Consider the following 23,312-nt stretch of genomic DNA (forward strand, 5'->3'; position numbering starts at 1 on the left):
CGATAGCGGCTGTGTTGTTTCTGGCGATTTGCTTTAGCTAATGGGGTTAGTTTCCCCAAATGATCTCTACAAATTCAGGGTGATCCACAAACGGGTTGCGGTTACCTTGGAATTCAAACACCGCTTGGTTACGGCTGATCGCTTTCGCGCTAACAAGTTCGTTTTGTGCCAACGTTTCAACATGTTCAGCATCCATGGTTCAAAGACGGTCGTTTTCGTGCCGTTTAGTACTGCGTCTGAGCTGCTTGAATTGCTTTCCCAGTTACCAATCACATTTTCATAGCGTGTCGCCATGTAGAAATACACGCGAGCAAAATCACCTTTGAACTCATCAATAGGCTCAAATACCGTTCCTGAATAGCCCAAAGTAGAGCTTGCTAAGCCGACTTTTGAGCCATTGCTAGATGCGTAAGTGCTGTTACCCACTTCACCAAATAGCCAGTTGCTGCGCTTCGCATTCACATAGCCATCGGTTGCAAATAGGTGGTGACCATCAGAGTTCATCGGTTCAACCTTGCCACCAAACCAGCTCTTAGGGAATAAGTGTTCACGGTTGTAGCAATCGCCTTCCGTTTTGTATTGGCCACACTGGTCGGTGAAACAGCAATGCCGGAATCAATCACAGACCACTGCGTTGGTGCATTACCATTCCACTGTTCAAAGTCGCCATTAAGAACGTGACTGGAGAGCAAATAAGAGGTAATGGATAGAAGGGCTTCGTTGTGGATTTCATTATAATTTCCCATTAGTTATATAAATCCACAAAAAGATAAACATAACAATTACACATGAGTAAGCCTTAAATCACATTTTGACTTTGCATGAATGTGAATATTCTCATTATCGTGCAGCACATCTCACAAACTGCGTACTGTTTCTTTCAATTTTTAGCAGCGAATGTTCGATATAAAACAAATAGATGTAGAAAGGAAAACTGGGATTCAACGTGCAATATCGCCACCGAAGAACAAGAAAGAACGGCATCTTAGACAAAGAGACGAAAAAACCAAGCGTGCGCCTATGGGGGTCAGCAGCAACACTTGGCTTTGGATAAATGGGGAAAACTTATTGTCCGCTTTGTATCACTTTGAAGAAGCGCCCTTGTAATGATGACATCGGGATCTGGTATTGCCCGTTACTTGGTGTGATTTGTTGGTTAGTGATTAAATCCACCAGCGCTTGATTGCTACCGACTTGCGCTTCTGTCAACACTATGTTGCGAGCACTCTCAAGGGTATTCAAAGCAAATAAGACTTGGTCATCGCCAGATACTTTCAAGTCCACATAACTGCCATTGCTTGCTACCAAGTTAGTGCGGCTGCCTTGATACAAAGCAGGATGAGCAGCACGCATAGCCATCAATGACTTAACGTAGTTTTTCAGGTCAACTTGGTTGGCATCTAGGGTCGCGGTTACGCCTTCAATCTTGGCGCTGCTTCGTGCGACGTGATCATCACACACTCCTCGAATGGCACAGGTGTTGTTGTCTTCTTTCACAGCGAAACCGTCAACTTGATCGCCAATTTCATCGCCGTAATAAAGCGTAATAGGCCCAGAGTAAGCGGCTTGAAACGCAAACGCCGCTTTGTGACGTTGCCAATATTCTACGTCGTTCACATCAGCCAACCCACCACGTTGAAGTAAATCGCCAAAACGAACTAAATCGTGATTACCGATCATTAAGTTCGGCTGTGCATGGGATGGATATAAGCGGTGCGTTTGGTAGCCATTGTCTAACCAATCGACACCTCGCCCCCCCAGGCCACTTTCATTAACCGCTAATGTTTCTACGATTCGATAGCGCATAGGGAAATCAAATGCCGAGCACAACGCAGGTTCAGCAGACGCACCGTAGGCGTCACTTCCAATCTCTGATTCGCCTTTCCAGATCTCAGCTACCATGTAACCCAAAGGATTAACTTGCTCCCAATTCGCATTGGTGTATGTCACACTTTGCGAGGCTTCATCCACCGCTTTGCGGATTTGTGTCAATGCATCGGTTGGAACTTGGTACGCTTGGTCTAAACGCCAACCATCAATTTTTAGCTCTTTTACCCAGTAAGTCGCGACTTCTTTATAGAAATCCAAGCTTGCTGGGTAATCCAATGGATTACTCGAACCAGAAGGTAACAGCCCTGATGGAGATGGCTTAATCAACCCTTCTTTGTGATGACCAAACACGCCATCAAAGAAAACATACAAGCCGCGTTTGTGCGCTTCATCTACCAGCGTTCTCGCGGTTTCCAAATCACCAAAACGAGGATCAATCTTAAAATAATCCGTGGCAAAGTAGCCCGTTGCATCCAAACGATCGGCCCAATGGTCTTGTCCCGTGATCGCTTGGGACTCAAAAATCGGAGTAAGCCAAATTGCGTTCATACCCAAACCTTGGATGTAATCAAGCGAATCAATAATCCCTTGAAGATCACCATTGTGATGACTGGTGCCATAACCCGTTCCATGGCCTATGTTCGAATCTCCATCTACAAAGCTTTCAACCATGATTTGATAAGTCCGAAGCTGATTGCTTTGCTCCATTACATTCGCTTGGCAGGCGTAACTTGTATCGGGCAACGGTGTGCTGCCACTATCACTTCCACCTGAGGAGTTGCACGCTGATAATACACTTACAACACTCAACGCTATAAATGATTTACTCAGCAATTTATTATATCGAACATTATGCATTAAGTTCTCCTGAATAAAATTAACCCCAACATAGTTTCATGTAGGGGTTAATAATTAAAACAAACTTCAAATAACCAAATGGAATATTATTTACATTTATTAATCATAATATTAAGTGGTTTTCCATCTCCTTCAAACCGAAGGCTCCAAACGTATTCCCCATCTTCATCAATATCAACCGAAGTATCTGTACCGTAACCACCAAATGTGAGTGGCGTTAATTCACCAACATTCATTACATTACCTTTTGCAGTAAATTGAGGGGACCACAACTCTGTCGCATACTGCATTTTGTAAGAGCCTGATTTTTCTTGCGTCACCACTTGATAGAAGTTATTGCCTTTGTATATATACTTACGTTGAGGTACATGTTTCCAATCAGAATCAGCAAACGTGCCTACGACAAACAGAGGTTTAGAAATCGGGCCTTTCGCCATACTATCTGGGTTGTCACAAGCGGCCATGAAGGCAACAACTTCCTCTTGAGATAAATTAACAATAGGCTCAGCAGCTCCGTCTGATTCTGCTGTCGATTGACAACCAGCAAGAGTAAAAAGCAAGGCAGCAGCAAGTGATGTTTTCATCATGTTCATTTTCACGTTAATTCCTTTTTAATATTACAAAGTAAATAAAAACTCACCAAGTTGGTAAAAGTTTAATATTTAAAAAGAACAAAATATCGAACTACCGATAAGGAGTATTATTCCATATCTTGCTGGTCCAGATTACTTTGATAGGTTTAATTATTTCCTAATCGATGACGATTGAGGTTGGAAATACAATTTAATTATTGATCTATTCAATATAAAAAAACAAAGTAAAAAAACAAATTTGTGAATAAGGTAACTATATGTAGGGGGGAGCTTTAAACACTCAAATAGAGTAATAAAAAAGGTCAGCATATCGCTGACCTTTTTGAAATTATTTTGTATTTACTGCTTTCACAAATACTTCTTTTGCACCTTTGATGCCCAACTCTTTCGCTTCATCAAGCAGTGTTAATGCTTTCGGAATATCGTTAGCCGCGACCGCTGCTTTAATCGAGCTGTGGTAGTAGCTGGTTAAATCCGTACCTTGTGGGATGTTGTCGTTTTTCGCGACAATTTTAGTATTCACGATATCGTTCGCGGATACTGAGAAGCGGAACTGACCAAGTGGTCTGTGTTTCGCTTGAGGATCTGCAATATCTGGTGGCTGAGTGTGATTTGCCAGTGCGAAGGCTTTTGCAGGGTGAAGAACTTCAGAACTTCCTTTTAAATCTGCGGAAGTTGTGTAAACCAGTACATGCAAGTCATTACCCGTCATGTCTGGAATCACGTTCATTTCAAGTACAAACTTATCGTTATCCAACAGTTTTGCTGGCTCGTACTTAAACTTTGAGAAATCTGCTTGGTAAATAGTTTCGCCAGCCGTATTCATTACCATAACGTTAGGAGCGAAGAACTCTAGATTTTTGTTTACAAATGTCTCTAGTTTGATATCGAGACTGCCGCGATTACCTGGTAACACGAACGCTGCAATTGCGCCAGCGCTATTACCATCTAACAACATTTGGCTTTTGTCAGTCAAAGCGAACTCAGTAACCACAGGCACATCAATTGGTACCCATTGAATGTCGCCCGATTGCGTGATCACTTGTTGCTGACCTTTCGGGTTCATATCGACTTGTTCTACAGAAGTACAACCTGTAGCCAACATTCCCAACAGTACGGGAGCAAGCCATTTTTTCATTACCTTCTACCTCGACTCATTATTGTTTTTTTGAAATAAATACAGCCAGATAAGGTTCTGGCTGTATCATTCTAGGACAATTTAGGACTTAGTGGCTAGATGATTACCACCAGGCTTCAGCTTGTACACCGAATTGGAATGTATCGTCTGAACGACCGCCGTCAAATGCGTTAGAGTTGTCGTCTTTATCTGCAGTTAGGTACGACGCGTAAACGCGGATTTCAGGACGAGCCCAGAAGCTAGAGCCAGCAGACCATGCTTGAGCAACAGTTAGTTTACCGAACTTGTTCTCTGCACCGTCGTTATCATCGATAGCGTAACCAGCTTCGAAGATAGTTTTGTGGTTGTCATCCCATTTGTACATTGGACGTACAACTACAGACATTGCTTCCCACTTGTCTTGGCCAGCCCACATGTCTTCACCAACACCGTATACTAACTGGTGACCCATTTCCCAGTTTTCGCCCATGCCGATTACACCCCAGTTGATTAGGCGGTAACCAGATGCGCCACTGTCAGCTTCTGCACCGTACCAGCTACCGTCGCCGTAGAATGCCATTGTTTTAGAGTAGCCTTCTGTACCGTACTGGAATACTGTTTTGTTGAAGCCTGAATCTAGACCTTGAGTCAATTCAGCAGTGAACATTACACCGTCTTCTGCATCTTTAGTGCTGTTTGGTGCGTCGTCAGTTTCGTTAACTAGAGCGTAGTTTAGACCTAGTTCTAGAGAGCCGTTTTCCCATACTGGAAGACCAGCGTAACGTACGTCTAGAGTGTTAACGTTTGCATCGCCGCCATCGTTACCTGGGTCAGCGATATCGCCACGGTCGTTACGAACCCATGCAAAAGATACTTTACCTGGACCAGCTTCGATGCCTTCAACACCAGCGCCCGCGCCAGAGATGTTCCAGTAGTAGAAGTCAGAGATATGGATGTCGTGACGTTGGTAGTAACGCTTACCTGCCCATAGAGTCGCTTCAGGAGCGAAATCTAGAACACCTTTAGCTTGAACGTTGAATTGGCGTAGCGCGAATTGTGCATCATCAACACATTTAATATCGCCAGCGTCGTCAAGACCACAGTTAGTAGAAGTGCTTTCCCAATCGTTTGAACCGTTAGAAGTCATTGCAAACATAGAGTCAACGTAGAACGTTTTACCGTTGTTATTGTAAACTTCTTTACCTAGTTGAACTTCACCGTATATATCGCCTTCGTTACCTAGACGACCGATTTTGTTCTTTTCAAATGTTACTTGCTGTCCACCGTCAGCGCTAAGACCAACACCAGCACGCATGTAACCATGAAAATCTACAGCGAACGCAGAGCCAGCAGCTAACGTAGTTGCCACTGCTGCAGCAATCAAACTTACTTTTTTCATTCTTAACTCCATTAAGGACGATTTATTTTAGGTTTTTATATTTTTGCTCTCTTGCGACAACCAAAGGCAGTTATGGCGGACGTAAGATAGAGAGGTTTAGGGTTTCCCCTGATTCGTTTCAACGGAGCCAATATTAAGAGGGGATGACAAGTTTGACTTCCTCCGCCCTGAACTAAATTAAGGGGGATGAGAAGGGAGTAGAATTTATACAGAACGGTGTTTACAGGAGTTAGATCACTTAATCTAGGAGGAGTAGACAGCACACAGATCTAATTATTCAATATAAGTGGGATCTAGTTCAAATATATAATTTGAACCTAATCGGTAAATTATTTTTTTAACAATAATTATTCTGTGAAGTTGCTTGACCTTACTGTGACAAAGCTTTTTACTTATAGTTCACTGATGTCGATAAACGAACAAGAAATCAAGCAATGACTAGAACGCTCGCTCGCCCTTATCCGCTAGGCGCAACGCTAGGTAACACTGGCTGCAACTTCTCTATTTATTCTCCTGACTGTAAATCTCTTTCACTCGCTCTTTTTGACGAGAACGACGAATTCACCACTTATAAATTGGAAAATGAATACGCTGATATCAGATATGTCTTTATTGATGGTATTAAAGCGGGGCAAAAATACGGCTTCATTGCCGAAACGGACAATGGTCCTATCCTGCTTTCAGACCCGTATGCCAAAGCAATAAGCGAACCGCTCGATTACGTCACGCCATATACCAATGAAAAAAGCTTTGCTATGGCGAAATGTGTCGTTGTTGATGACACCTTCGATTGGCAAGATGTAGAAAAGCCACGCATTAGCCGCGAAGATACCGTTCTTTTTGAAACGCATGTAAAAGGTCTATCTCAACTGCACCCAGAAGTGGCTGCCAATACTAAAGGACGCTACTTAGGGTTAGTGAGCCCTGAAATGCTTGCGTTCTACAAACAGCAAAATATCAACTCTCTACAGCTTTTGCCCATTGCCGCATGCATGCATGAACCACACCTATTAGACATGGGTAAAGTGAACTATTGGGGTTACAACCCATACTTGTTTATGGTGCCTGACCCTCGCTACGCAGAGAAAGATGCCGTAAACGAGTTAAAGACTGCGATTCGCGAACTGCACCGCAATGGCATCGAAGTCATTCTAGACGTGGTGTACAACCACACAGCAGAAGGTGGGGAAGGCGGAACCACCTTCAACCTAAAAGCACTCGATAGCCGCTACTACATTAAACATGGCTGCCATTACGCGAACTTCACTGGCTGTGGAAACACCGTCGACCTTACCCACCAGCCCGCACTCAACTTAGTGATGGATACGCTTCGTTACTGGGTGAGTGAATTCAAAGTCGACGGCTTCCGTTTTGATTTGGCCGCGACGCTGGGACGTGAAGGCGATAATTACAACCCTGAAGCTGCTTTTTTCAAAGCCGTTGCTCAAGATCCTGTGCTCAAAGAGACCAAGTTGATTGCAGAACCGTGGGATATTGGCCCTAACGGTTATCAAGTAGGTAACTTTCCACTAGGCTGGAATGAATGTAACGACAAACTGCGTGATATCACACGTAGCTTCTGGCGCGGTGATCAAGGCTATCTAAAAGAGTTTGCGACGCGCTTAATGGGATCTCGCGATATCTACAGCGCAGCACACTGGCCATACAGACTAACCGTAAACTACATCACGTATCACGACGGCTTCACAATGCAAGATCTTGTCTCTTACAAACACAAGCACAATGAAGATAACGGCGAGAACAACCGAGATGGACACGGTGATAACCGCTCTGATAACTACGGTGTTGAAGGGGAAACCGAAAACCTATTGGTTGTTGCCACACGCGAAAAACAGAAACGTAACTTCATGGCGAGTCTGTTGTTTGCCTTTGGCATTCCACATATTCTGACAGCTGATGTGTTATCTCACACTCAAAAAGGCAACAACAACGCTTACTGTCAAGATAGTGTAACTAGCTGGATTAACTGGGAAGATTCTGAGCGAAAAACTTATTTCAAGACTTGGTTAGCTGAAATGATCTCTGCACGTCAACAATATATGGTGCCTTTTATTAAGGCGTTCAGCGGAGAAAAACGCAACTCGAACCGCATCTTCTGGAGCCGTGTCGATGGCACACTCATGGAGCATGATGATTGGAATCGTTTAAGCTCTGTTGCGCTGCACTTAGGTATTGGCAAAGACGGTGACGAATTGATTTATTTGATAAACCAAACCAACGCACCCGCTCGATTCTCGTTACCGACTGATCGCGACCAAAACTGGGTCACCATTTGTGATACCAACTTACGAAATGTAAAACCCGGTCATGCAGAAGGTGAAATGTTGTTGTCGCCAACTTCGATGGCAATTTTGCACTATTCGCCAGATCAGGCTGATTTGATTAAAGCAAAAGCTTAGTCAGCTTAATAAAACACCGAAAACCATAGAAGCCAGTTATATTTGCAGCTGGCTTTTTTGTTAGCTGAATATCACAAAAATCATTCATCCATATGGAATCATTTGCATTGATGTGGTTAATGAAACTGTTTAGTATTGCCGTACTATAAAAATGAATCTATAACGTCTTTGGATATCATGGCTTTACCTAAAACATTAATTCGGCTTTTTAAACCATACATTATTTTATTAACTGGAGGGATGCTCTATCTTGCTATGACTCAGCTTGAAAAAGTAGAAACAGCAGCAACAGAACAATCATCATCAAACATTCGTATCGCAAGCTCTACCATTCGTTCCAACATCGAAGCCACATTCGGCAAACTCTATTTTTTAGAAACCAGTCTAGGCTTGCCTAAAACGGCTCCAATCGGTGATAAAAAATTCAGAGAATTGAGTGGTAATATTCTAAGAAGAACACCAAATTTCTCCGATATCGTTCGATACCAACCTAACTCCCAACATTATGTCTCCACTCGTGGCCTTCCTCTTTCCAATGAACAAATCGCCACAATACAATGGCATTCAATAGACGGTGTTGTAGAAGATTTTTACATCTCTTCCGTTTACCAAAAAGCCGATGGACGATGGGTTTTCGCCGTTAAACACACTGCAGAAAAGCTCAACGAAGAAATATGGATTGAGTTTGATTTAATGCATACCACGCAAGGTTTAAGAGATTTAAAAACGCTTAATAATGGCTATGTATTTGTTGTAGACAGAGCAACAGAGCGACTGGTATTCCACCCGGATCCACAGCGTATCGGTTCTAAATCCATCAGCTTCCATGCAGGGATCAGCCACCAACTCTCACAAGGTGAAACCGTTGGTAAGCACGAATATTACTATCAAGATAACTTCAAAATATCGGTATTTGACGCAGACAACAGCTTAAATTGGGTGTTCATTGCGGGCACTGACCGCCATGACATCTTAACCAGCTCACATCAATTTACGTTGACGGGCTTAGTACTGGGCTCACTCCTGCTATTGTGGATTGGTGCCAACTATCTGGCTTATCGTTTGAACGTGTCCTTGTCGCAACTGAATAAAGTCGATGACCTTGTAAGCTTTAAGCGAGAGTTAAAATCCATACTGGATAGTTTCACCTACCAAAAAGGCATTCAATTCTGTCTCTATCAGCTTGAGAACCACGCATTCAGTACCATCGACTATCACGGAAACAAATCCACGGTACATTGTGACAAAGCCCTTGCAGAGCGATTTACACCGGACACTATGGCTTACCGAAGTGGTAAGTACGCCGATCCACTGGCGTGTAAACTCAAAATACACCAACGTCATTACTGTATTCCTTTGCACTCTCGTCAGCAGTTGATCGCAGTGTTGTACGTAAACGTAAACTTACCGATCAGCCAGAGTATTCTACGAATGATCCGTGATTACACTGAAGTCTCTTTGTCTAACTTACTGCTTCAACATCAGTTGAGCAGCAAAGATCTGATGACGCAGTTAGACAATAAGAGCAGTTTCAGCATCGCCATCGAAAACTACGTGAGCGAGCCCGATACCTATGTCGCTCTGCTTGATATCGATAACTTCGACCACGTAAACCGAGCCTACGGTGAAGCGGTGGGTGACAAGATGATCAAGCTGACTGCAGAATCGATACGCAGTTACTTCCCCAAGCCAAAGGGACTTTGCTTGGCTCGTGTTGGAGGAAAGGAGTTCGCAGTATTATTCAAAGCCAATGATGTGAAAGATGCCAAATTCCAGCTAGACCAGTGCAGAGTCGCAATCGCGGAGAAAACCATCGTCACTCCAGATATCACCTTATCGCTAGGGGTTAGCGTGGGATACTCGCAAATAGAGGGTGAAACAGACTCAGCTTTAGCGCTGGCGGAACAAGCGAAACTTATCGCGCAACAACTTGGTAAGAACCGAGTGGAAGGCCATATCAGAGCCGTTGCCAAAGCATCGTAAACCTATACTTACATTTCTGTAGCCACTACAAAGCACCTAGGATTCATACCCTAGGTGCTTTTGTTTTTATGGAAAGTCATTACAATGCGCGTTCAACACGACAATACCCCTTTTCTAACGACACGAGCCTTATGAAGCTAAGTAACCGACTGCAAACTCTCCATTCCCTTGTCAGCAATGACTACCAACATATTTGGGACTGTTGTTGTGATCACGGCTTCTTGGGTGTTCAACTGTTGTCGGATAACAAAGCACCTCAGCTTCACTTTGTCGATATTGTCCCGTCTCTTATGAGCGATTTGGAAAGCAAACTTACGCGTTACTTTCCGCAAGGTGCAATAGCAGAACAGAAAGTGACTAGCCAATGGCAAGTCTACTGTATGGATGTCGCCGCTATCCCGCTTGAGAAACATACTGGCAAACACCTGGTGATTATTGCGGGCGTCGGTGGCGATCTTACTCAAAAGCTCGTCGATGATATTCATCGTCAACACCCAGACAAAGCGATCGATTTCTTGCTTTGTCCGGTGCATCAGCAATTCGAGTTGAGAAGCCATTTAAAGGCGATCCATTTTGGTCTTATTGATGAAGTGTTGATTGAAGAGAACCGTCGTTACTACGAGATTTTATTGGTGAGTAATAGTCGCGGTGATTCAGAAAAGAGCCAAACCGTTAGCGAGATATCAAACGTCGGTGACAAGATCTGGACACCAAGTTGTGATGAACAAGTGAAGGTATCACAGCAATACAAAGCCAAAACATTGCAGCACTACTTACGTATCCATCAAGGACAAGAGAAGCAAGGAAAACCTAGCCAAGTAAAGCATATTATTGATGCTTACCAGGCGGTTAAGCCATAGTAAGTACTAACTTAATGGTTTGAATATTAAGAAAGTCAAATTAATAAAAAAGCCGATAGTTCAATGAGCTATCGGCTTTATTAATGCTATCGATTCAGTTTTAGCTTACTGTTCTTGTTTCTTATAAGCCACATCAGGCTCGTCAACTGTCTCTACCTCAGAAGGCTTATCAACCCCATAAACCGTATCAAGGTAGACGTCTTTCTCTTTCCACGTGCTGTTCAACCAATTGTGGAAGCGACGTTTAAAAGCCTTATCTTCAAAGTAATTACCGTTCACGTTCTCATCCATTGGATGCAATTTAATACGCACAACGACCTTAGTCATTTTGCCCTTCAGCATATCTTCAAACGGAGAGGTTTGGTTTTCAGGGTAAGCTAAGGTCACATCCACGATGCCATCCAAAATTGGGCCCATTGCAGATAAAGCAAATGCCACGCCCCCAGTTTTCGGCTTCAATAAGTGGCGATAAGGGGTCTTTGCTGACGCCAGTTTCTCGTGGTTTGCACGAGTCCCTTCAACAAAATTAACCAATGTTGTCGGTGCTAATTTGAACTTAGTACACGCTTTATTGATTGCATTAAAATCATCATTACGGCGTTCTGGGTTGCGTAATAGGAACTCACGAGAGTGGCGTCTCATGAATGGCATATCTAAGCCCCAGCAGGCCAAGCCAACAAATGGTACGTACAACAATTCATGTTTCAAGAAGTACTTCGTCATCGGCATTTTGTCTTTTAGGATTGAAGACAAAATCACAATATCTGCCCAGCTTAGGTGGTTGGACATCATCAAATACCACTGCTTGGTCGAAATATCTTCCCCCCCTTCCACTTGCCATTCGATATCGTTATTGGCGTTCAACATCCATAAATTAAGAGAAGCCCAACACCAGAATGTGAAGTTAGCTAAGCGAGTGCATGATTTTTGAACGACAGAAATTGGCAAAATAAGTTTGATTAGGGCAAACAGGCTCACAGCCAATGCGGTGAATGCAGTATTAATGGTCACGAACAATACGTTCAAGGCCATACGAAGATTATCAAGCATAAAACACAGTTATATTGAGAACGAAAGCCGCCATTATACGCATCTATAAATTATTCTCTTCAGTAATTGGTTGAATATCCTAGGGGTCAAACCACTCAACCTATGTTAACGATGTTCAACCAGCTAAAGTCTATTAAAACGAAACCAAAACACATGCGCGAGTCATTTGGACTCAAATAGTATATTGTCTTTTTGACAACATTCGACCCAATAATTAACCTTTAATAAGTATTGATAAGCATTCTCATTATTGGCATGGTACATGCAACTCTAAAGTGTAAATAGTTGAGTATCCTTAATGAGATAACTTCTCTTCTTAAAGGTGGATGATATGACAGATATTCCTCATGGTTTAGTTACAGGCAAAGTCCTAAACAAAACAGAATGGACAGATCAATTGTTCTCACTCCAGGTTAGTGCACCTGTCTCTTCTTATCAGGCAGGTCAGTTCACGAAACTTGGCTTACTTAACAGTGAGGATGAGTTCGTAAGACGCGCCTATTCGATGGTGAACGCGCCAGAGCACGAACAAGGTCATCAACATCTGGAATTTTTGATTATTAAGGATCAGAACGGTCAGCTTTCACCTCAACTTCATGAGTTGAAGATGGGCGATGACATCTTTGTCGGCAAAGACCCAAGTGGCTTTATGACCTTAGATGAGATCCCAGAGATCGCCGACGATCTATGGATGCTTTCAACCGGAACCGCGGTAGGCCCATTTATCTCAATACTTGAGAGCATGCAGATACAGCAAAATGAGTTGGCTTCAGACAAAGCCTCTTCATTCAAGAATCTGGTTCTAGTGCATGCTGTAAGAACAGAGCAAGACCTGACTTATCGAGATCGTATCACTCAACTCGTTAATCACTTTCAAGGGAGACTTAAATATGTGCCAATTATTTCTAGAGAATCAGTTACCGGAACTTTGCGCGGACGAATCCCAAATTTGTTACTTGGAGGCGACCTCGAGCAAGCCGCGTCTGTCGCTTTCAATCAAACCCGCAGTTTTTTCTACCTTTGCGGCAATCCGCAAATGGTTCGTGACACAAGCGAAGCGCTAACTAGCTTAGGTTTCGAAAAGCACTTACGCAGAAAACCCGGTCAATTCAGCAGTGAGAACTACTGGTAAATAACAACCGCCACTCGTTAGACAGAAGCACAACTTTCAAAGAACAGTTAGAGAAGAGGTTTTATATGAGTCATTTACGTATTCCGTCACACTGGAAAATTCAACGTTCCACACCCGAAAGTAAGATTCATTCAATATTGATGAACTTATAAGCAAGCAACCTCGTAATGTGATTTTTAATGTTCAATAAGTGAAGACAAAAGATCAAATAACCATAGCAATTACAATGACTAATGGTGATAGACAAGAGAAAAAAACTCTAGCACATTGAACAGAGTTGTAGGGCATGTTGACCTATCGAGCTGATTTTTGCAGCCGTTTGTGGGTTATTTATACAAGGCAGAGAACTCGACGTGTAGCTCGCCTACATGAGAATTCGATAACGCTGTAGAAAGGAACCACAAACACTGCCCGAAGGGTTCGGCTAAAATCGTTTTACTCTTTGTTGAGAGGGTTTTGCTTAGAATGACTAGGCGGCAAACCTCTCGTCGCGATTAAAACGATTTTATCTCGAACAAAACTTAACCGCGAAAGGTCAACATGCCCTTGTTTTAATCCCGTTTCAGAGAATGAATCAGTGGGTTATTTATATTTTAGGTAAGAGAGGAAGCCATGCTCAACATTGCTTTTTTTAGCTCAAAATCATACGACGAAAAATCATTCGAACTGGCAAAAGGCGAACTCAACGCTGAGTTTCATTTTCACGATTTTCGACTCACCACAACAACAGCAAAAATGGCGCACGACAACGAAGTGGTTTGTGCGTTTGTAAACGATGACCTATCGCGAGACGTGTTAGAGATTCTTGCTCAAGGCCGCACCAAGTTAATCGCGATGCGCTGTGCGGGCTTTGACAAGGTCGACCTAGACGCAGCCAAAGAGTTTGGTCTGCAAGTGGTTCGCGTTCCGGCTTACTCACCAGAATCGGTAGCAGAACACACGGTTGGCATGATGATGTGTTTGAACCGTAAACTACACAAGGCATACCAACGCACTCGTGATGCGAACTTCTCTCTTGAGGGGTTAGTTGGCTTTAACTTCCACGGTAAAACGGTCGGTATGATTGGCTCGGGTAAGATTGGCCTAGCGACGATGCGAATTCTGAAGGGTTTAGGCATGAATATCCTATGCTATGACCCATATCCAAACCCGTTAGCTGTTGAGTTAGGCGCTAAATACGTTGAACTCGACGAACTTTACCAAGAGTCTGATGTGATTTCTCTACACTGCCCAATGAGTAAAGAGAACTACCACCTATTAGATGCGACTGCGTTTGAGAAGATGAAAGACGGCGTGATGATTGTCAACACCAGCCGTGGTGAACTACTGGATTCCACAGCTGCTATCGAAGCGCTTAAACAGAGTAAGATTGGCGCACTTGGTCTTGATGTGTATGACAACGAGAAAGAGCTGTTCTTCCAAGACAAATCAAACGACGTGATTGTCGATGATGTGTTCCGCCGTCTATCTGCTTGTCACAACGTGCTGTTCACAGGTCACCAAGCTTTCTTAACCAAAGATGCTCTGTTCAATATCGCCAATACAACACTCACCAGTGTTGATGCTTTCTTTGCTGGCAACACCAGCGGCAACGAACTCGTTTAATAACAGATTGAGTTAACAGCAGGCTGAGTTAAAAACAAACTAGGTCTACAGATACAAAGCCACGCTATTCTGAAGTGAACAGCGTGGCTTCGTCGTTTATTCAGTATTCTAAAACCGTTCCTAGACGCAGAAATGACAATCTTCAGTGTCTAAACCATAAACGCCTTTTCTAATAGCAAGGTGCTCTTCACCGGCTTTGACGCCCATCTCGTAACCTGTATTAAGAGTACTTTGATCCATAGTTAAACGCTTTACTGCGAACGCTTCTGGCGGCGCTATCACTTTAATGGTCGCATCTTTGGGTGGGTTACGAATGAACTCCAGAGACTGGTTGTAGTTTTCAGCACGCACCGCCATCGATTCAGCAATATTTGGGAATTTCTTTAATAGTTTCTTCAGCATCCATTGGTGCTTTTGAGGCTTCATTCGGTAGCTCAATGGGTGAGACAGAATCACGGTAATATCGCGTGCGCCACGGCGATATGCTTCACGAACCGGAATCGAATCGGCTACACCGCCATCGGTATAACAGCCACCAGAGAAACACGGAGTTTCACGGTAAGCGATAGGTAAAGCCGTTGTTGCTTCAACAACATTAGAAAGGTTTTCTGGCTTAATATGGTAGTAGTCTGCACTGCCCGTATCGACATTTGTGACAGCAGCAATGAGTGGGATACTTGAAAACAACTCACCACAATCGAGCGGATAACGTTGATTGGATTCGTTCCATAACCATTTAACATCTACCAAGTTACCGCCTTTGGCAAAGCGAGCAGGATTAAAGAAAGTTTTATCCGTCGCCATCGTGGTGATCACATCATAACTGCGTTTTGGTGCATGAGATAAGTAGCCAACCAGATTCGACACACCTGCAGATACGCCGATGGCAAAATCATAAGGACGGAAATCGCCTTGCATGAAGGCGTCTAAAACTCCAGCAGCAAAAATACCTCTCATTGCTCCACCTTCAACGATTAATGCGCTCTTATTCATCTCAAACTCCTCTACTTTCTAAACTGATAGTCGTAGAATAATCCCATCACTCTTACAAAGATAATGGGATAGATTTATCAATTCGATAGGTAAAAACTATCAATGTGGATTATTAAATTTTTCAATGATTTAGGGTTGCTTAATAAACAGCGAGATCAAAAAAGGCCGTTGAGTGATTCACTCAACGGCCTTTCAATTAACGAATCAAGATGATTGATTACGACTTAAATTCGCTCACGTCGATTTCAAGCAGTTTACCAATGCCTTCACCGTATGCAGGGTCAGCTTTGTAACAGTGTCTTAGGTGACGCAATTGAATCTCTTTTGGCACGCCGCCTAGGTTGCGAGCAGTGTTATCAAAAAGAATCGCTTGCTTCTCTGGTGTCATTAGGCGGAACAAGTCACCCGGTTGCGAGAAGTAATCTTCATCTTCGCGGTGATCCCAGTGTGCTGCTGCGCCATCTAGGTTCAGTGCTGGTTCAGCGAAATCTGGTTGCTCAGCCCATTGACCTTCGTTGTTTGGCTCATAACCTAATGTGCCACCGAAGTTACCATCGACACGCATCGCGCCATCACGGTGGTAGCTGTGTACTGGGCAACGAGGCGCATTCACTGGAATGTGCTGATGGTTTACACCCAAACGGTAACGTTGTGCATCACCGTAAGCAAACAGACGACCTTGCAGCATCTTGTCTGGCGAGAAGCTGATACCTGGAACTACGTTCGCTGGGTTGAATGCTGACTGCTCTACTTCTGCGAAGAAGTTTTGCGGGTTACGATTTAGCTCAAATTCGCCCACTTCGATCAACGGGTAATCTGCATGAGGCCAGATCTTAGTCAAATCGAACGGGTTGTATGGAACCTTCGCTGCATCCGCTTCTGGCATCACTTGTACTTTCAACGTCCATTTCGGGAAATCTTGGTTATCGATGCTGTCTAGCAAATCACGTTGGTGGCTTTCGCGATCATCACCGATCACTTGTGCCGCTTCTGCGTCAGACAAGTTCTTAATACCTTGCTGAGATTTGAAGTGGAATTTAACCCAGAAACGTTCGTTGTCAGCATTGATGAAGCTGAACGTGTGACTGCCGAAACCATGCATGTGGCGGTAAGTCGCAGGGATACCGCGATCACTCATCACGATAGTAATTTGGTGAAGTGCTTCAGGTAAAGAAGTCCAGAAATCCCAGTTGTTCTTCGCGCTACGCATGTTAGTGCGAGGGTCACGTTTAACGGCGTGGTTTAAGTCTGGGAACTTAAGAGGATCACGAAGGAAGAATACTGGCGTGTTGTTACCCACCATATCCCAGTTGCCTTCTTCAGTATAAAACTTCAACGCGAAACCGCGAATATCACGCTCCGCGTCCGCTGCGCCACGTTCGCCAGCTACCGTTGTAAATCGTGCAAACAGATCCGTCTTTTTACCGATTTCAGAGAATAGTTTAGCTTTGGTGTATTGAGTAATATCGTGAGTCACAGTGAAAGTGCCGTAAGCCCCTGAACCTTTCGCGTGCATACGACGCTCTGGAATCACCTCACGATCAAAATGCGCCATTTTTTCTAAAAACCAAACATCTTGAAGAAGTTGAGGACCGCGTTTACCCGCAGTTTGAACATTCTGGTTATGAGCAACAGGACAACCCGCAGCTGTAGTTAATTTTTTACTCATCATCTATTCCTTATTACCTTTTAGATGCACCATCTTTGTTGCATCTTTACTTCTGAATGGTGGCTATTCATCACACAAAACCACGCAGTAATTAAGGATATAGAATACGCCTGGGCTAAAGTAAAATATAATCGTTTGTATTTATCGTTATCATGGATAAAACCTATCAAATTAATGATCTAAATCATAATCATTCAATATTGACAATAATATTTACAATATAATAATCATGAACTTACAACACGCAGAAAACCAAAGCTAGGCGCAGCCTACCTCGTAGAAGCCACTATTTTTGAGATATTTTGTGACCTAACCGTAAAGTCGCTGCGATATTTCTTGCCGTTCTTGTTAAGTTAAGCTCTGCCTCTTGTAATACTTTTTCTAAAGTTTGTGGCGATCTTACAGTTCCAAACAAGCTGCTCATTTCGCCGTAAAGCGCTTCTACTTCGGTGCCTAAAGATCCGGCAATTCCTATGGTTGGAATGCCCTGTAAGCTCGCACGTTTGGCAATGCCATAAGGTGTTTTTCCTTGCAGAGTTTGATTGTCCATCTGCCCTTCACCGGTAATCACAAGGTCGGCACCTTTCAACACATCATCGGCTTGCAAAACGTCCAGTACCATCTCGATACCGGGTTTAATTTGCATGTTGAATAGCAAACCAAGTCCCATCGGCGAGCCACCAGCCGCACCATAACCCATACGCTTTTGAACGGATTCACCGCCGTCTACACAACCTTGCGTTTCTGCGACTTGAGCAAAATTCGCAAGCGCCTTATCAAGCATTAAGACTTGTTCAGGTGTCGCTCCTTTTTGCGGACCAAATACATGGCTGGCACCGTTATCCCCACACAATGGATTATCAACATCGCATGCCACAATCAACTCGACATCTGCATAGCGCGAATCCAAACCTGTAAGATCTATTGATGCTAATTCTGCAAGTGCAGCACCACCTCGGCCAAGCTCTTGTCCAGTACTATCTTGCCCTTTGCCATCTTGCCCTTTACTAACTAACAAGCGTCCACCTAACGCTTGAACAATACCTGCACCACCATCGTTGGTCGCACTGCCACCCAATCCTAAAATAATGCTCTCAGCACCTTGTTCAATGGCTTCTAAGATCAATTGCCCTGTACCAAATGAAGAAGCTATTAACGGGTTACGCTGTTCTGATTTAAGTAAATCCAAACCAGAGGCAGCGGCGATCTCAATTAAAGCCGTTTTCTTAGGATTCTGATCCGACGGTTCTAGCATTGCCCATTCTGCATTGACTGGTTGCCCTAACGGCCCTTCGACTTGGCTATGTCGCTTTTCACCAAAAAGCCCTTGGAGCAATACATCCACAGTCCCTTCACCACCATCAGCCAAAGGCAATGTTACGTATTCAGCGTCTGGGAAGATTTCACGAAAGCCCTTTTCAATACACGCCGCCACAGATACAGCCGATAGAGATTCTTTAAACGAGTCTGGTGCAATAACAATTTTCATACTGAGAGATCCAAAAGATTAGTAATTTTGATGAGTGCCCGATCCAAAAATGCCCCTATTGAAGATCAGCAAGCTAATCACTTAATAGGGGCAGTATATAAAGTAAATACTAAGCACATAGCGTCACCCTCACATTGAGGTTATTGATACCCGCAATTTGTGAGTTAGATCGACTACTTACATATTGGAATCATAGTTTGAGAACATCGACCGAAATTTTAGGCTGGGCAGAGTAGAGTTGCATAAATTGAAGATGATATAGTCCACGAAAATCAAATACCTTGGACACGACCATGCATTCTAGCGACATCATCAAATTGGCAAATTTAGGCGTTAATATCGAAATTTCAAAAGACTCGTCATTGCATCCTTCTGATGCGTTGGAAGTGGTAAAGATTGTTGCTGAAATCGGTAGCCAAATCGTCATCAAGAAAAAATACCACACGGACTACCTGATTCAGATGGCTGAAGTGGGCCGTGATCATGTGACGATCGCAGTTTAAGAACCGCCACTATTTCGAAATTGACATAACCTCAGCTTCAACAGTTTAGAGCGACATGTTGATATAAAAATGCAGCATATTGGGGGCAATATGCTGCATTTTCTCTTTTCGTTAGGAGCATTGAGAACGCAAAGAGAAACGGGTTAATCATTCTAAGTAGAGCTAGTGGTCAAACAACATCGGAACACCCGTTTGCACACAAACATCATTCAGTCGTTTTTGTGCCGTAAGTATATTCTCTTTCCAACGTTCATCTTGAGCCCACATCTCAATCACGAGTGGTACGACGCACTCAGTCTCTTTCAACGTTTCAAAAATGGCATTAAAGTCGACTTCACCATCACCAATCACTAAGTCTCGAAATTGACCTTTGTATTCGTCAGTCACTTTATAAGTGTCTTTGAGGTGGATCTGAGTGATATGAGGCTTACTCAGTTTTAGCTCAGTCACTATGTCGTAATTCCAACCAGAAATATTGCCCACATCCGGATACGCCGTGAAATACGGTGAATTGACTTCGCGACTCAGCACTTCGAACTTACTCAAAGAATTCAAGTAATCGGTATCCATGATTTCCACAGCAAGCATTACGCCCGCTCTTTCCGCCAACTGCGCCGAAAGCTTCATGCCTTCAATGAACCTCTGGTGAGTCACTTTATCAGCAGGCTCGTAGTAGACGTCATAGCCAGCGAGTTGGATGGTACGAATACCCAACTTATAAGCCAACGAGATAGCCTTCTCCATATGAATAACGGCTTGTTCACGAATCGCCGGATCTGCTGAACCAAATGGGAACTTACGATGCGCGCTTAAACACATGGATTGCAGCGGTACGCCGTGCTTTTCACAAAGGTGACGCAAGGCATAAACCTCATCGTCATTCCAATCTAATCGACTGCGACGCTCGTCTGATTCATCGACCGATATCTCAAGAAAATCAAAGCCGAGTTCTTTGGTTGTTGCCAGCTTATCTTCCCAGTTAAGTTCGTTAGGTAGGGCCTTCTCATAAAGCCCAACACGGTGGCGTAACAGGTTTTGATACATAACGCCTCCTAGTTCCAGTAGAGATCGATCTGAGCTTTTAGCGCTTCTGCTGTCTCTTTACCTTTGTCACCCGCAAGTGCGCGACCTGCGATAAAGGTTTTCGCTTTAATACCTTCAAATAGGTATAGGTCTTCAGGCACGATGCCACCTGTGATAGAAAGCTCGATGCCCATTTCAGACAAGGCACGCATCTTCACGAGATCTTCTTCTGTCCAACCCACACCTGCTAATTCAGCGTCACGAGAACGGTGGTAAATCGCTTGTGAAATACCTAAGTCAACCCAAGATTGAGCATCGTCCATTGTCCAATTTCCGTAAATTTCGATTTGGATTTCACCGTTAAATTCATCAGCGACTTTCTTACATGCACCAATAGTCGCAATGTGTGCGGCTGCAGAAACGGTAATCCAGTCGGAGCCTGCTTCAAATGCCATACGCGCTAGAATTGCGCCGCCATCTGTGGTTTTCATGTCGCACACTAGGATATGGTCTGGGTGATTTTTACGAAGCGTAGAAACCGCCGTCATTCCCTCTGCAAACGCCAAAATAGTACCCACTTCAATCACATCAACAAAGCTTTCAACGTTATTTGCCACTTCAATTGCGGCAGGAAGGTTTGTTTGGTCTAGGGCGATCTGAATCATTGGTTTAGTCATGTTGTTATCCTTTAATTTGTTCACGTATTAGACGGGCTAAGCCATCATGGTTGTTATCTGTTGAGCACACGCGTTGAACGTGTGATTTGACGATGTCATCAGCATTGAGCATCGCTACACCGAATCCGGCGTACTTAATCATGGATATGTCGTTGTGGTTATCACCGACGGCAATGACGTCATCGGCGTGATAACCGAGTTCTGCGATGTATTCAGCAAGGCGTAGGCCCTTACTGTTACCTTTTGCAGCAAAGTCGATTCGGTTTGACCAAGAACGCTCACCGTTGAAGTTCTCTCCTATCCATGGGTGTTGCATTAAACGGTCGACGGAATCTTGGCTCCCCTCTACCACAAACTTCCAAACGTGTTCAGCTTGTTGAGCTGTTTCTATGAATGATTCCACTTGGTAAATTTGTGGGCGATGTTGCTCTGGTGCCGTTTCAGCCCAGCTTTCCAATGCCAACATGTAGGCAAATGGGTTGTACTGTGAGTACGTCATGGCATGAGTTATATACATCACCATCTTGAGCTGAAACTCGTCAGCCATGTTAATGAAAGTAAGTGCCTTATCTTTCTCTATGGCGTTTTGAGTCAATACCGTTTCAGTTTGATAGTCATAAACATAAGTGCCGTTACAGCAGATGATTGGAGTATCTAGCCCCAATTCGTAATAGTAAGGTCGTGCTGCTGTGTGGTGTCGGCCAGTAACAATCATGACGTGACAACTTTGTTTGGCTTCTTGAATCGCCTTTTTTACTTCTGGATGAATCGTGTGATCATCCTTTAACACGGTTCCATCGAGATCTAACGCCAGCACTTTATACATAGAGTCCTCTACTTATTCCCTGAAGTCGGGCCTAATCAATATTGAAGCTACTTCGAATAGAAACGACTTACTTAAACGAAATCCGATTTACTGTTGGCCGTAATAAGCATTTTCACCGTGCTTACGTAAGTAGTGTTTGTCGGATAGTTCTGGCTGAATTTTGATGCCGCTATTCAAGGTGCGCGTTGCCAACGCCATTGCCGACACTTCTTCTAATACCACCGCGTTATGAACGGCGTCGTTGGCATCTTTGCCCCAAGAGAACGGCGCATGTCCTGCAACAATCACACTTGGAACGGCCATTGGATCGATTCGACGTTGCTTGAACTCTTCAATAATCACCAAGCCAGTATTTTTCTCGTACTCTTCAGAAATTTCAGAGTGAGACAATCGACGTGTACATGGGATGTCACCGTAGAAATAATCAGCGTGAGTGGTGCCTAAGGCTGGGATGTCGATACCCGCTTGTGCCCAAATGGTGGCACTGCGTGAATGCGTGTGAACAATGCCACTCACTTCAGGGAAAGCTTTATAGAGCTCTAAGTGCGTTGCGGTATCGCTTGAAGGATTGAGTTTCCCTTCAACAACCTTGCCTTCGAGATCGACGACCACCATGTCTTCAGCCGTCATATCACTGTATTCGACACCTGATGGTTTAATCGCTATCACTCCGTTAACACGGTCAAACTCAGAGACATTACCCCAAGTAAATGTCACCAAACCGTATTTCGGAAGTTGCAAATTGGCTTCTAAAACACGTTGTTTCAATTGGCTATATTTAGACATCGTTGCCTCCTTACGCCGCTTCCGCTTGAAGCAATGCAGCATCAATTAAACGCGCCACTTCTTCTGGGCTTTTGCACGCGCGAAGTTTTGAGAAGTCTTCATCGAATTCAATCAAGTTCGCCACTTGCATGGTGCCTTCGATGTGCTCTTCTGAGTCCTTACCCGCTAGTGTTATCAGCACATCTACAGGCTCATCAACACCTTCAAAGGTAATTGGCGCTTCAAGCACGGTTAGCGCAAACCCAGTACGAATAACACCGTCTTCAGGGCGGCAATGTGGCAGTGCGAACGCATCGTGAATACAGATATAAGGCCCTTCTTCGCCAATCGCTTTGGTAATCGCGTCGTAGTAACGCTCTTCAGCCACGCCCGCTTTTACCAATGCGTCAGTACCTAGCTTGATCGCCGCTTTCCAGTCGGTTGCTTTTGCATTCAGTAGGATAGAGTTATTCTTGATAAGAGATTCTTTTAAGTTCATGTTATTGCTCACTTATATAAT

General features: G+C 43.8%; 20 protein-coding genes and 1 pseudogene. 6 read left to right on the forward strand and 15 right to left on the reverse strand.

Features of this window, described 5'->3' with window-relative positions:
- Positions 1-46: 46 nt before the first annotated feature.
- The 6 genes and pseudogenes from AB6D58_RS14265 to AB6D58_RS14290 all read right to left on the reverse strand — a co-directional run.
- A pseudogene (locus AB6D58_RS14265) lies at positions 47-597 on the reverse strand (endonuclease); the annotation flags it as partial.
- Positions 501-746: a hypothetical protein gene (locus AB6D58_RS14270; RefSeq protein WP_133151248.1), complete on the reverse strand. Its 246-nt coding sequence runs from the start codon at positions 744-746 to the stop codon at positions 501-503. The pseudogene AB6D58_RS14265 and the gene AB6D58_RS14270, both read right to left, overlap by 97 nt.
- 319 nt (positions 747-1,065) lie before the next feature.
- On the reverse strand, positions 1,066-2,688 hold the full coding sequence (locus tag AB6D58_RS14275; protein WP_102394257.1) for an alpha-amylase family glycosyl hydrolase: 1,623 nt from the start codon (positions 2,686-2,688) through the stop codon (positions 1,066-1,068).
- Positions 2,689-2,774: 86 nt separating this feature from the next.
- The gene (locus AB6D58_RS14280; RefSeq protein ID WP_102394256.1) at positions 2,775-3,281 is read right to left on the reverse strand and encodes a glycosidase; all 507 of its coding nucleotides are present in this window, start codon (positions 3,279-3,281) and stop codon (positions 2,775-2,777) included.
- A gap of 328 nt (positions 3,282-3,609) precedes the next feature.
- Positions 3,610-4,419: a MalM family protein gene (locus AB6D58_RS14285; protein WP_102394255.1), complete on the reverse strand. Its 810-nt coding sequence runs from the start codon at positions 4,417-4,419 to the stop codon at positions 3,610-3,612.
- Between the two features lie 103 nt (positions 4,420-4,522).
- Entirely contained in the window at positions 4,523-5,797 is a 1,275-nt protein-coding gene (locus AB6D58_RS14290; protein ID WP_102394254.1) for a maltoporin, read from the reverse strand.
- Positions 5,798-6,231: 434 nt separating this feature from the next.
- Between AB6D58_RS14290 and glgX the strand changes: the two genes are divergently transcribed.
- From glgX to AB6D58_RS14305, 3 genes are all read left to right on the forward strand, one after another.
- The gene (gene glgX / locus AB6D58_RS14295) at positions 6,232-8,217 is read left to right on the forward strand and encodes a glycogen debranching protein GlgX (RefSeq protein ID WP_372157606.1); all 1,986 of its coding nucleotides are present in this window, start codon (positions 6,232-6,234) and stop codon (positions 8,215-8,217) included.
- Between the two features lie 240 nt (positions 8,218-8,457).
- Positions 8,458-10,200, forward strand: coding sequence for a diguanylate cyclase (locus tag AB6D58_RS14300; protein WP_372157608.1), 1,743 nt, complete (start codon positions 8,458-8,460; stop codon positions 10,198-10,200).
- Between the two features lie 131 nt (positions 10,201-10,331).
- Entirely contained in the window at positions 10,332-11,060 is a 729-nt protein-coding gene (locus AB6D58_RS14305; RefSeq protein ID WP_017069730.1) for a tRNA (adenine(22)-N(1))-methyltransferase TrmK, read from the forward strand.
- 105 nt (positions 11,061-11,165) lie between these two features.
- Here AB6D58_RS14305 and AB6D58_RS14310 read toward each other — a convergent pair whose 3' ends face one another.
- Positions 11,166-12,110, reverse strand: a complete 945-nt coding sequence (locus tag AB6D58_RS14310) for an acyltransferase (protein ID WP_017063993.1) — start codon at positions 12,108-12,110, stop codon at positions 11,166-11,168.
- A 331-nt stretch (positions 12,111-12,441) separates the two neighbouring features.
- On the opposite strand from AB6D58_RS14310, the gene AB6D58_RS14315 reads away from it, so the two are divergent.
- Positions 12,442-13,242: a ferredoxin--NADP reductase gene (locus AB6D58_RS14315; RefSeq protein ID WP_017058858.1), complete on the forward strand. Its 801-nt coding sequence runs from the start codon at positions 12,442-12,444 to the stop codon at positions 13,240-13,242.
- A gap of 612 nt (positions 13,243-13,854) precedes the next feature.
- Positions 13,855-14,847 (forward strand): 2-hydroxyacid dehydrogenase, encoded by a 993-nt coding sequence (locus AB6D58_RS14320; protein WP_102398419.1) that lies wholly within the window; start codon positions 13,855-13,857, stop codon positions 14,845-14,847.
- 120 nt (positions 14,848-14,967) lie between these two features.
- Here AB6D58_RS14320 and AB6D58_RS14325 read toward each other — a convergent pair whose 3' ends face one another.
- The 3 genes from AB6D58_RS14325 to AB6D58_RS14335 form a co-directional block, all read right to left on the reverse strand.
- Positions 14,968-15,840 carry a patatin family protein gene (locus AB6D58_RS14325; RefSeq protein ID WP_372157610.1) on the reverse strand — a complete coding sequence of 291 codons (873 nt, stop codon included), beginning with the start codon at positions 15,838-15,840 and terminating at the stop codon, positions 14,968-14,970.
- Positions 15,841-16,057: 217 nt separating this feature from the next.
- The gene (locus AB6D58_RS14330; protein WP_102398420.1) at positions 16,058-17,509 is read right to left on the reverse strand and encodes a catalase; all 1,452 of its coding nucleotides are present in this window, start codon (positions 17,507-17,509) and stop codon (positions 16,058-16,060) included.
- Positions 17,510-17,795: 286 nt separating this feature from the next.
- The gene (locus AB6D58_RS14335; RefSeq protein WP_102398421.1) at positions 17,796-18,998 is read right to left on the reverse strand and encodes a glycerate kinase; all 1,203 of its coding nucleotides are present in this window, start codon (positions 18,996-18,998) and stop codon (positions 17,796-17,798) included.
- Positions 18,999-19,291: 293 nt separating this feature from the next.
- Here AB6D58_RS14335 and AB6D58_RS14340 point away from each other — a divergent pair, with 293 nt between their 5' ends.
- Entirely contained in the window at positions 19,292-19,501 is a 210-nt protein-coding gene (locus AB6D58_RS14340) for a hypothetical protein (protein WP_009845895.1), read from the forward strand.
- A 162-nt stretch (positions 19,502-19,663) separates the two neighbouring features.
- On the opposite strand, the gene AB6D58_RS14345 is transcribed toward AB6D58_RS14340, so the two are convergent.
- The 5 genes from AB6D58_RS14345 to AB6D58_RS14365 form a co-directional block, all read right to left on the reverse strand.
- Positions 19,664-20,545 (reverse strand): L-ribulose-5-phosphate 3-epimerase, encoded by an 882-nt coding sequence (locus tag AB6D58_RS14345; RefSeq protein ID WP_372157612.1) that lies wholly within the window; start codon positions 20,543-20,545, stop codon positions 19,664-19,666.
- A gap of 8 nt (positions 20,546-20,553) precedes the next feature.
- The gene (locus AB6D58_RS14350; protein WP_372157614.1) at positions 20,554-21,201 is read right to left on the reverse strand and encodes a 3-keto-L-gulonate-6-phosphate decarboxylase UlaD; all 648 of its coding nucleotides are present in this window, start codon (positions 21,199-21,201) and stop codon (positions 20,554-20,556) included.
- A gap of 4 nt (positions 21,202-21,205) precedes the next feature.
- The gene (locus AB6D58_RS14355; protein WP_017064002.1) at positions 21,206-22,027 is read right to left on the reverse strand and encodes a pyridoxal phosphatase; all 822 of its coding nucleotides are present in this window, start codon (positions 22,025-22,027) and stop codon (positions 21,206-21,208) included.
- An 87-nt stretch (positions 22,028-22,114) separates the two neighbouring features.
- Positions 22,115-22,813: an L-ribulose-5-phosphate 4-epimerase gene (locus tag AB6D58_RS14360; RefSeq protein ID WP_017064003.1), complete on the reverse strand. Its 699-nt coding sequence runs from the start codon at positions 22,811-22,813 to the stop codon at positions 22,115-22,117.
- 10 nt (positions 22,814-22,823) lie between these two features.
- On the reverse strand, positions 22,824-23,291 hold the full coding sequence (locus tag AB6D58_RS14365; RefSeq protein WP_372157616.1) for a PTS sugar transporter subunit IIA: 468 nt from the start codon (positions 23,289-23,291) through the stop codon (positions 22,824-22,826).
- Positions 23,292-23,312 lie beyond the last annotated feature (21 nt).

Source organism: Vibrio sp. 10N.239.312.D08, assembly GCF_041466145.1.
Classification (GTDB): Bacteria; Pseudomonadota; Gammaproteobacteria; order Enterobacterales; family Vibrionaceae; genus Vibrio; species Vibrio crassostreae_C.